This window comes from Pinisolibacter aquiterrae, from assembly GCF_019160155.1.
In the GTDB taxonomy this organism is placed as follows: Bacteria; Pseudomonadota; Alphaproteobacteria; order Rhizobiales; family Ancalomicrobiaceae; genus Pinisolibacter; species Pinisolibacter aquiterrae.
In genome coordinates this window covers 23989-32879 of sequence record NZ_JAFNIH010000001.1, presented here as the reverse complement: position 1 = coordinate 32879, position 8891 = coordinate 23989, and the positions used below count along the sequence as shown (strand labels likewise).

At 65.1% G+C, this 8891-nt stretch carries 9 protein-coding genes and 1 pseudogene; all 10 read left to right on the top strand.

Annotated elements, in window-relative coordinates:
- Positions 1 to 693 (top strand): DUF7007 domain-containing protein (locus tag J3S89_RS00155; protein ID WP_217925439.1); only part of this gene is annotated, 693 nt, incomplete at its 5' end.
- On the top strand, positions 690 to 995 hold the full coding sequence (locus J3S89_RS00150; RefSeq protein ID WP_217925438.1) for a hypothetical protein: 306 nt from the start codon (positions 690 to 692) through the stop codon (positions 993 to 995). The genes J3S89_RS00155 and J3S89_RS00150, both read left to right, overlap by 4 nt.
- A 383-nt stretch (positions 996 to 1378) precedes the next feature.
- Positions 1379 to 1966: a hypothetical protein gene (locus tag J3S89_RS00145; protein WP_217925437.1), complete on the top strand. Its 588-nt coding sequence runs from the start codon at positions 1379 to 1381 to the stop codon at positions 1964 to 1966.
- 120 nt (positions 1967 to 2086) lie between these two features.
- Entirely contained in the window at positions 2087 to 2332 is a 246-nt protein-coding gene (locus tag J3S89_RS00140) for a type II toxin-antitoxin system VapB family antitoxin (RefSeq protein WP_217925436.1), read from the top strand.
- A complete protein-coding gene (locus J3S89_RS00135) occupies positions 2332 to 2736 on the top strand; it encodes a type II toxin-antitoxin system VapC family toxin (RefSeq protein ID WP_217925435.1) in 405 nt (134 codons plus the stop codon). The genes J3S89_RS00140 and J3S89_RS00135 overlap by 1 nt, the downstream gene beginning before the upstream one ends.
- A 36-nt stretch (positions 2737 to 2772) precedes the next feature.
- Complete coding sequence (locus tag J3S89_RS00130) at positions 2773 to 3510, top strand: type 1 glutamine amidotransferase (protein ID WP_217925434.1); 738 nt, start codon at positions 2773 to 2775, stop codon at positions 3508 to 3510.
- A 315-nt stretch (positions 3511 to 3825) separates the two neighbouring features.
- Positions 3826 to 4839 carry an ArdC family protein gene (locus tag J3S89_RS00125; protein ID WP_217925433.1) on the top strand — a complete coding sequence of 338 codons (1014 nt, stop codon included), beginning with the start codon at positions 3826 to 3828 and terminating at the stop codon, positions 4837 to 4839.
- Between the two features lie 734 nt (positions 4840 to 5573).
- A complete protein-coding gene (locus J3S89_RS00120) occupies positions 5574 to 7031 on the top strand; it encodes a metal-dependent hydrolase family protein (RefSeq protein WP_338019794.1) in 1458 nt (485 codons plus the stop codon).
- Positions 7032 to 7072: 41 nt separating this feature from the next.
- The gene (locus J3S89_RS00115; RefSeq protein WP_420801324.1) at positions 7073 to 7894 is read left to right on the top strand and encodes a porin family protein; all 822 of its coding nucleotides are present in this window, start codon (positions 7073 to 7075) and stop codon (positions 7892 to 7894) included.
- 104 nt (positions 7895 to 7998) lie between these two features.
- A pseudogene (locus J3S89_RS22945) lies at positions 7999 to 8511 on the top strand (transposase); the annotation flags it as partial.
- Positions 8512 to 8891 lie beyond the last annotated feature (380 nt).

The window sequence follows — 8891 nt, the reverse complement described above, 5'->3', positions numbered from 1 at the left end:
GCCGACGAAGCCGAGTTCCAGGCGAAGGTGCTGGAGAATGCCGAGCACCAGCGCGAGAAGCGCCGGCTCGGCCGGGTCGGGATGGGTTCTTCGGCGAGCACACCGTGGGGCGGGGCGCAGAGTGCCACGGCCTACGCCGAGGGGATCGTCGAATATGCGACGGCGAGCCACGGTGGCTTCCATCTCTCGCCCGAGCGCAACGCCGCGGTCTACCCGACACTGCGGTCCGAGGGCGGTTGGTACGAAGAGGACTGCGGGTGGGCGGCGGTCGCGATCACCTTTCCCGACCTCTTCACCGCCTTCGAACGGCGCTGTGCCGAGACGACGATGAAGGACTGGTTCCCGGATGCATGGGAAGCGATCTTCGAGGCGGTTCTCGGTCCGGGAGACTCTTGTGAGAAGGACCGCCGCGCCTTCGCCGCAGCGCATGCGGTCGACTGGGTGGTGATCTCGGCGATCCGCTCGGCGCACCACGCGCCCTTGGTCGAAGTCGTCGCCACGCTCGGGGGGCGTCGTGATCCGCGTGCCGAGGAGCGGCGCTTCCTGGTACTCGCGGCCGAATACGAGGTCGAGCGACCGTTCGGCTTCGTCGTCGATCCGGCTCGTCACGCGGCGTGTGACGGGGGTTGTGACACCGCCCGTGACGGGGTCGGGAGCTTCGTCGGCCGTTCCACCGAGGGGAGGGGGCCATGACCTCCCTCGAACGGTTGCTGCTTCTCGCCCGGATGGAAGCCGCCTGTCGCGAGACCCGTCGGCATCTCGGACTGATCGAGCGGCAGATCGCCCGCCGGGCGGAGAGCCGGACGATCACCGATCGGCGAAAGGCCCGTTGCCACGGACGTGGTCGTTCGACCTGGACGCCGGTCGACGAGCGGTTGTTTCGGGAGCATGCCGATCGCCTCGCCTTCGAGCGACGCGGTGAGATCGAGGTGCTGTCGCGCAAGCTCGCACGGCAGGAGCAGGCGATCAGAGATCTCCGACGGATCGACCGGTGACCGGTCGCAGCATCGGCGGGATGCGTCGTGAGCGCCGGAGAGTGTGGAGGCTCTCGGTCCTGTGCCCCTGTCTCGATCGCTCGAAGGAGGGTCTCGTCCTGCCGGTCGGTCCCTCGGGTTTGCGTGCGGTCTGAGCCGGCGGCCGTCCGCTTCAAGGCCGCTGACGCGCCGCGGTGCGGCCGCTCCCCGCTTCCTCGGCAGAGCCGGCCCGCGTCCTGCGTCGGGGCGTTGCGCCCCACGCGTCCGCAGACCGGCTCCGCTCGTCGGGCGGAGAGCGGACCCTGAAGCGTCCGGCTGGCGCCGGCTCTTTTCGACCGCACCCGAGGGACGGCCGGCAGGGGCCGGTCCGATCCCGAGGGCGAACTCGAGAAAGGATCACCACCATGGCCAAGACCGCCACCGTTTCCCGCGCCCCCGCCCGCGTCGTGCCGCTGCGCAAGGGCACCACCCTCGAAATGGTTCGTCTCGCCTGTCCCGACGCCGCCCAGGCGGCGCGCATCTCCGAGAGCTTCGGCCTGCCGGTTCTCGACGGCGACGGCATCCGCGAGGTCCACACCCGCCTCGTCACCGAGACGGCGGACGTGCTCGGCGAAGGTTTTGGCGAGCGGGCGATGCAGATCCACCTGCAGCGCATCGTCGGCGCCTTCGTCGGCTCCGCTCATGGCGCCGGACAGTTCTACAGCCGGGCGGTCACGGAAGCGCGCGACGCGACCGCCAAGGCCTCCTGCGACGCCCGTGACGAGGACGTCGATGGACCCGTCGGTTTCGACGGGCCGGCCCAGCGCAAGCGCGAGTTCGCCGCCGACATGGGGCTTCAGGCTCATGCCCTGCGGATGGCCGCCGAGGGCGCCGTCGCCGCCTACGAGCAGGTGGTCGGCGAGACCTGGAAGCCGTTCGAGCGCCAGGTCGACCAACCCGGTCAGAGCCTCGATCGCAAGGCGGCCGCACAGCAGATGGCGGCCTTCGGCTGAGCCCTTCGGGCGGGGCTGCGGCCCCGCCCTTTCTCAAGTCAGGTCGAGACCTGACGTGGAACGCTGATGTAGATTGTGCTATCTACATCGCATGAACAATTCATCTACATGGAGGGCGCCGTGCCCATCAACGTCAACAACCCCGAGGCCGACGCGCTGACGCGCAAGTTCGCCGAGATGGCGGGTGTCGGCATCACCGATGCGATCGTCATCGCGATGAGAGAGGCGATCGAGCGACGGCGCAACCAGGAAACGCCGCGCGAGACCGCGGCGCGGCTGCGCGCGAAGCATGGCGTCACTCTCGACGATGCGGCCCGCAAGCCTCTGCCGCGCGAAGTGTTCGACACCATGTGGGACGAAGACTGATGTTCGTCGACGCCTGCGCCATCATCGCGCTTCTGTCGGACGAGCCGGAGGCCGATCGCGTCTCGCAGGCGATCGCCGGCGCCTCGAAGCGGATCACCTCGCCGGTCGCCGTGCTCGAGGCCGTTCTCGGCCTCGCCCGACCCGACAAGTTCGGTCTCTCCGTCGAAGCGCTGGAACCGCTGGTCATGGAGTTTCTCGACGAGCGCGGCATCGAGATCCGCGACTTACCGCCGGCGAAGCGCGCGACGACCCTCGCGCTGGCGGCGGCGCATCGCTGGCGTTCCGGCCGGCATGGTCTCAATCTCGGCGACTGTCTGCACTACGCCTGCGCCAAATACTACCGCGTGCCGATCCTGGCGACGGCCGACGAGTTCCGCCAGACCGATCTCGAGACTGTGCCGTGAGATCGGTGCCATGGCCTGCATGAACGGAGAAGCGGCATGAACGTCCATTTCGTCATCCACGAAGCCTTCGAGGCTCCGGGCGCCTATGAGGTCTGGGTCCGCACGCGCGGGCATGTCGCGTCCTACTCGCGGGTCCATGCTGGAGAGGCGCTGCCGCGGTCGGTCGACGACATCGATCTGCTCGTCGTGATGGGCGGCCCCCAGTCGCCGGCCACGACGAAGGAAGAATGCCCGCATTTCGACGCGGCAGCCGAGAAGGCGCTGATCGCCGAGGCCATCGCCGCCGGCAGGGCGGTGATCGGCGTTTGCCTCGGCTCGCAGCTCATCGGCGAGGCGCTGGGGGCTCCTCATGACCACAGCCCCGAGAAAGAGATCGGCAAGTTCCCGATCGCATTGACTGCGGAAGGGCTGTCGAACCCCATGTTCGCCGGCTTCGGAGCGCATCTCGAAGTCGGTCATTGGCACAACGACATGCCGGGGCTGACCGACACCGCCGTGATCCTCGCCACGAGCGAGGGCTGTCCTCGCCAGATCGTCGAATACGGCGATCTCGTCTACGGCTTCCAGTGCCACATGGAGTTCACGCCCGAAATCGTCGAATTGCTGATCGCGGCGTCCGAAGCGGAACTGGCGGCTATGATCGGCCGTCGCTTCGTGCAGCAGCCGGAGGCGCTGCGCGCGAACGACTACGGCGAGATGAACGAAAAGCTGTTCGGCTTCCTCGATCGGCTGAGCGAGGCCTATGCCGCCAATAGGAAACGAGCGGACGCCTGACCCCGTGCCGTGGGCATTTCGCCTCGACCTCCTTCCCCGTGGTGGCTGACGGTCGCGATCGCTCCTCCATTGTTTCTGAGGGCCGGTTCCAGTTCGGAGCCGGCCTTTTCTCATGGGGGAAAGGCAGAGGAACGAACGAATGCCGACGCGATCCCGTCCCGGCCGCGGTCTTGCCGGGGCCGGGGATCGCCGCAACGGCTGCGCCGTCCTTCTCTTCGTTCCGGTCCTTCGGATGCGGCGCCCTTCGATCCCCGGCCTCTGGACCGCCGTGACGGGGTCGCGATCGGCGCGACCTCCGAAGCGGAGGGTCGGAGAATGACCGGGAAGACCGAAGGATCGCGCGTCGACATCTACACCCGCATTACCGAGAAGATCGTCGCCGACCTCGAGACGGGCGTCCGGCCGTGGATGCGGCCCTGGAGCGCCGGGAATGCTGTTGGCCGGGTGACGCGGCCTCTGCGCCACAATGGCGAGCCCTATTCGGGCATGAACGTGCTGCTGCTCTGGTCGGAGGCGACGGCGCGCGGTTACACCTCGCCGTTCTGGATGACCTTCAAACAGGCGATCCAGCTCGGAGCCGCCGTCCGCAAGGGCGAGACCGGTACGATGGTGGTCTTCGCCAGCCGCTTCACGAAGACCGAGAGAGATGCGGGCGGCGGCGAGGTCGAGCGCGACATCCCGTTTCTGAAGGCCTACACGGTCTTCAACGTCGCGCAGATCGAGGGGCTGCCGGATCGTTACCAGCCCCGTGCAGAGCCCATCGTCGACCCGGTCGAGCGGATCGAACGAGCCGATCGCTTCTTCACCGAGACCGGCGCGGTGATCCGGCACGGCGGCGATCGAGCGTTCTATTCGCCGTCGACCGACCACATCCAGATGCCGCCCTTCGCGGCGTTCCGGGACGCTGCGTCTCACGCGGCGACCCTGAGCCATGAGCTGACCCATTGGACGGCGGCTCCCCACCGCGTCGCTCGCGACCTGTCCCGTTACGGCAAGGATCGAACCGAAAGGGCGAGGGAAGAGCTGATCGCCGAGCTCGGGTCGTGCTTTCTCTGCGCCGACCTCGGGATCGCGCCGGAGCTGGAGCCGCGGCCCGATCATGCATCCTATCTCGACTCGTGGCTGAAGGTGCTCGCCGACGACCGACGGGCGATCTTCTCGGCTGCCGCGCACGCACAGCGCGCCGTGACCTATCTGCATGGTCTCCAACCGCAGGCGAAGATCGACGATATGCGGGAGGCTGCTGCGAAGGTGATCATTCGGCCGCAGCCATCCGCTCGGTACGACCGGAGAAGTGACGGCGCAGCTGGTTCGTGCACTGTCCGATGAGGCGACGCAGATGCAGGCAGGTCTCGTCGCCCGTCGGCACCAGATCATTGAGATGATGGTTCGGGAGGACAACATTTACGCCGCATGGCCCCGCCGAGGGTACGCCGCTCGATCGAACGGCGGATCTGCGAGTGCAAGGCGGAGCTCGCAGATCTCGACCACGACGCAGATGACGCCCTGCGAAGTCCGCCCGTTTGGCATGAGGTCGAGGATCTTCTCTCATCGGGGCCCGGCGTCAGGCCGATGTTTCGCACTCGTTGTTCGCTGAACTTCCCTGGGCACCCTCTATCGCATGAAGGTAACCGCACTTGCCGGGCTCGCCCCGTTCATGCGGCAATCGGGAACATCGAAGGGACAATGTTTCGGTGGCGACGGTCGATCGACCGTCCTTTATGGCAGCGCTCGTTGCGATCCGGTAAAACACCGTCCTGAAGAGCGTCCACGAATGTCTGCACCATGTCGGCAAGCCGAAGAAGGTCGCTCTTCTCGCCGTCGCCAGCCGTCTCCCTGTCATCCTCACCACCAACCTCCGGGACGAGCGCCCATGGCAAAGCGCTTGAAAACGAAGACAGTCACTCATGAGACGGCGAAAGCACGTCGACACGCTGTTGGAAAGCGGCCTTTTCAGCAGCCTGTTCGGCCGGCCGCTTTTTCGGAGGCCGGTCATCTTGGTGAGTTGATTGATCTTCGCCCGATTGGCATAAAATGGATGCAAGCGTGAGAGGGGACGAATCTTGTTGTTCCAACTTGGTCCGAAATACCAACACTTGACCCACGGCCGGGGCTGCGCCTGTCATAGCCCACAGGCGCGAAAACTGCTCGAACGTCTCGACACAGGGCTGTCGCGACGTTCGGTCCTGAATGGAATCGCAGCCAGCCTCGCCGCTCCTGCTCTCGGGTTCGTCAGCCCTGTCTTCGCCCAAAATGCGACAAAGCCGATCCTTCTCAGGAATGCGAATATTTTCGACGGCATGAACGGCAAGCTCGTCGAAGGCCGGGGCGTGCTGATTGAAGGCAACTTCATCAAGGCTCTGACTGCTTCCGCGGACACAGTCGCCGATGTCGACGTGATCGACTGTGGCGGGCGCACGCTGATGCCGGGCATGATCGACGCGCACTGGCATTCGATCCTTGCCGGCATCTCGCAGCTCGTGGCCATGACCGCGGATATTCCTTATGTCCATCTCGTCGCTGCGCAAGAAGCCGAGCGCACGGTGCTGCGCGGCTTCACAACGGTCCGGGATGTCGGCGGCCCGTCATTTGCTTTGAAACGCGCCATCGACGAGGGGCGCATCGCGGGGCCGCGCATCTACCCGTCCGGCGCCATGATCTCTCAGACGTCGGGGCATGGTGATTTTCGTCTGCGTACTGATTTGCCGCGCACGCCGCAAAGCGATCTCAGCGTGGCCGAGCAGGCTGGCATCTCGGCGATCGCCGACGGCGAAGCCGAGGTGCTGCGCCGCGTGCGCGAGCAACTCATGCTCGGCGCCAGCCAGATCAAGATCATGGGCAGCGGCGGCGTCGCCTCCGCCTACGATCCGATCGACGCACTTCAGTATACCGAACCCGAGATGAAGGCGGCGGTCGCCGCAGCGGCGGATTGGGGCACATATGTGTGCATTCACGCTTACACCTCCGCGGCTGTCCGGCGGGCGCTCGCCAGTGGCGTGAAATCGATCGAGCATGGCCAGCTTGCCGACGACGAGACAGTCAAGCGCATGGCGGAAGCCGGTGCTTGGTGGAGCATCCAGCCCTTCCTTGCCGACGAGGACGCCAACATCTATCCGTCGCCGGAACAGCGGGCGCAGCAGCAGCAGATTGCCGAAGGCACGGTCCGGGCGATCGAACTGGGGCGCAAGCACGGGGTCCGCATCGCACTCGGCACCGACATATTGTTCAACCCGAAAGGCACCGCGACGCAGGGCAAGCAGCTCGCAAAATTCGCCAGATGGTATGACAACGCGGACGTACTGCGGCTCCTGACCAGCGGCAATGCCGAGCTTGCCGGTCTCTCTGGACCGCGCAATCCCTATCCGGCAAAGCTCGGACGCATCGAGGCGGGTGCCTATGCTGATATTCTCCTGGTCGACGGCAACCCGCTCGAGGACATCTCGTTGATCGCCGACCCGGACCGGACGATGAAGCTCATCATGAAGGATGGGCGCATTCACAAGAACACGCTTTCGGCCTGAAGATGGAGAGAGCCTTGAATCGATTTGCTGTCGTCGTTGCCCTGTCCCTGTGTGGTCAACAGGCTGCATACGCTTCCGACGCGATTCCTGGCGAATCGAAAGAGCCGGCGCGGGTCATGGATGCGAGTCCGACCTGGGCCTTGCAGATCACGCCCTATATGTGGGCTGCAGGACTCAAAGGTGATATATCGCCATTCCGGCGTGCACCGACGATCGGCGTCGAGAAATCATTCTCTGATGTCATGGACGATCTCAACTTCGGTGGCTTCGTCAACATATGGGGCCGCTATGATCGCTTCGTCTTCTCGGGCGACGTGATGTATGTCGACACCTCGGACGGCCATGGTTCCGGTCCGCTCTCGGCGATGCAAATTCCCAGCCTCGGCATCGTAATACCGCCGGGCGCGAGCGTCGACGCCAAGGTCGACACGAAACAGTTCATGGCGACCTTGCAAGGTGGCTATCGTCTCATCGACACGCCGCAATTCACGTTCGATGCGCTCGGCGGGATTCGCTTCTGGCACATCTCGAATGACGTGACCGTCACCGCGAGCCACCCTGCCATCGGCAACCGTTCTGCCTCCCATGGCGAAAGCTTCAGCTGGGCAGACCCGGTGGTGGGGCTGCGCGCTTTCCTTCCCGTTACGGAAAAGCTATCTCTCCAGGCGCAGGCAGATATCGGCGGCTTTGGCGCAGGTTCCGATTTCACTTGGTCCGCGTTCACCACAGTTAATTACATCGTTACCGATCGCCTCTCCGTGTCGGCAGGCTACAAGGCTCTCGATGTTGACTATGATCGCGGCGGCCATGTCTACGATACGCGCCTGAGCGGACCGATTTTAGGCGCAACGTGGCGGTTTTAAGTCTTCCTTGAACTTGGATCAGGCTCGCAGGGTGATGAAAAAAATGTCGCTTCCCAACAGCGCGTTGGCATGAGCCCGTCTTCTTGAGAGGACGGAGTGGCATGATGCGCGGTGCGGACGAAGGAGCGGGATCGCTGTCCAACTACGTCGATCTTGAGAGCCGGATCCCGTCGGCGCACCCGTTGCGAGCGATCCGCGCGATCGTGAACGAGGTGCTGTCGACGTTCGATGCCGACTTCGCCGGGCTCTATTCCCGGATCGGCCGGCCCTCGATCCCACCCGAGCAGTTGCTCCGGGCCATGCTGTTGCCGTCGTTCTACGCGATCCGCTCGGAACCGCTTCTGGTCGAGCGGCTCGATTTCGACCCATCATTCCGCTGGTTCGTCGGGCTCGGCATCGACGATGGCGTCTGGGATGTGCCGATCTTCTCGAAGAACCGCGATGGTCTGCTCGACGGAGACGTTGCCGTCACGCTCTTGGACGCCATCCTCGGTCAGCCACGCGTGAAGCGGCCTCTCTCGACAGAACGCTTCTCGGTCGACGGAACCCTGATCGAGGCATGGGCGTCGATGAAGGGCTTCCGCCCAAAGGGCCGCGGCGACGAGCATGATCCGCCGGCGAGCAGTGCGCTGCGCCCTGTGATCCGAAAACCGGCAGCAACAGCGCGCTGCGACCCATCTGCATGGTCTCCAGCCGCAGGCAAGGACCGACGACACGCGGAAGGCGGCGTGACACCCCGCGTACCGACTTGGTCGAGGAAGGCGGTGAGCTCTCCTTCGGCAGAGACCCGTCCTGCCCGGTCCCCACGTCCTGACGACAGGAGAAGAGGTGTCCGCTCACTGGGATCGTCAATTATCCACGAGAGGTGAAGCGATGGTCAAGGCCAGGATCGGACCTTTCCCGTTCGGCAACCGGCCGACCCACCTGCGGGCTCGATGGGGCATGTCCGACCGGGGTCGGCTTCGCCTCGATCGTCCTCCCGCAACGGCCGGACGCG

Excerpts from the sequence above, each read along its gene's own strand:
- J3S89_RS00130 (WP_217925434.1), top strand. The coding sequence starts at position 2,773 with ATGAACGTCCATTTCGTCATCCACGAAGCCTTCGAGGCTCCGGGCGCC.
- J3S89_RS00145 (WP_217925437.1), top strand. The coding sequence starts at position 1,379 with ATGGCCAAGACCGCCACCGTTTCCCGCGCCCCCGCCCGCGTCGTGCCG.
- J3S89_RS00150 (WP_217925438.1), top strand. The coding sequence starts at position 690 with ATGACCTCCCTCGAACGGTTGCTGCTTCTCGCCCGGATGGAAGCCGCC.
- J3S89_RS00125 (WP_217925433.1), top strand. The coding sequence starts at position 3,826 with ATGACCGGGAAGACCGAAGGATCGCGCGTCGACATCTACACCCGCATT.
- J3S89_RS00135 (WP_217925435.1), top strand. The coding sequence starts at position 2,332 with ATGTTCGTCGACGCCTGCGCCATCATCGCGCTTCTGTCGGACGAGCCG.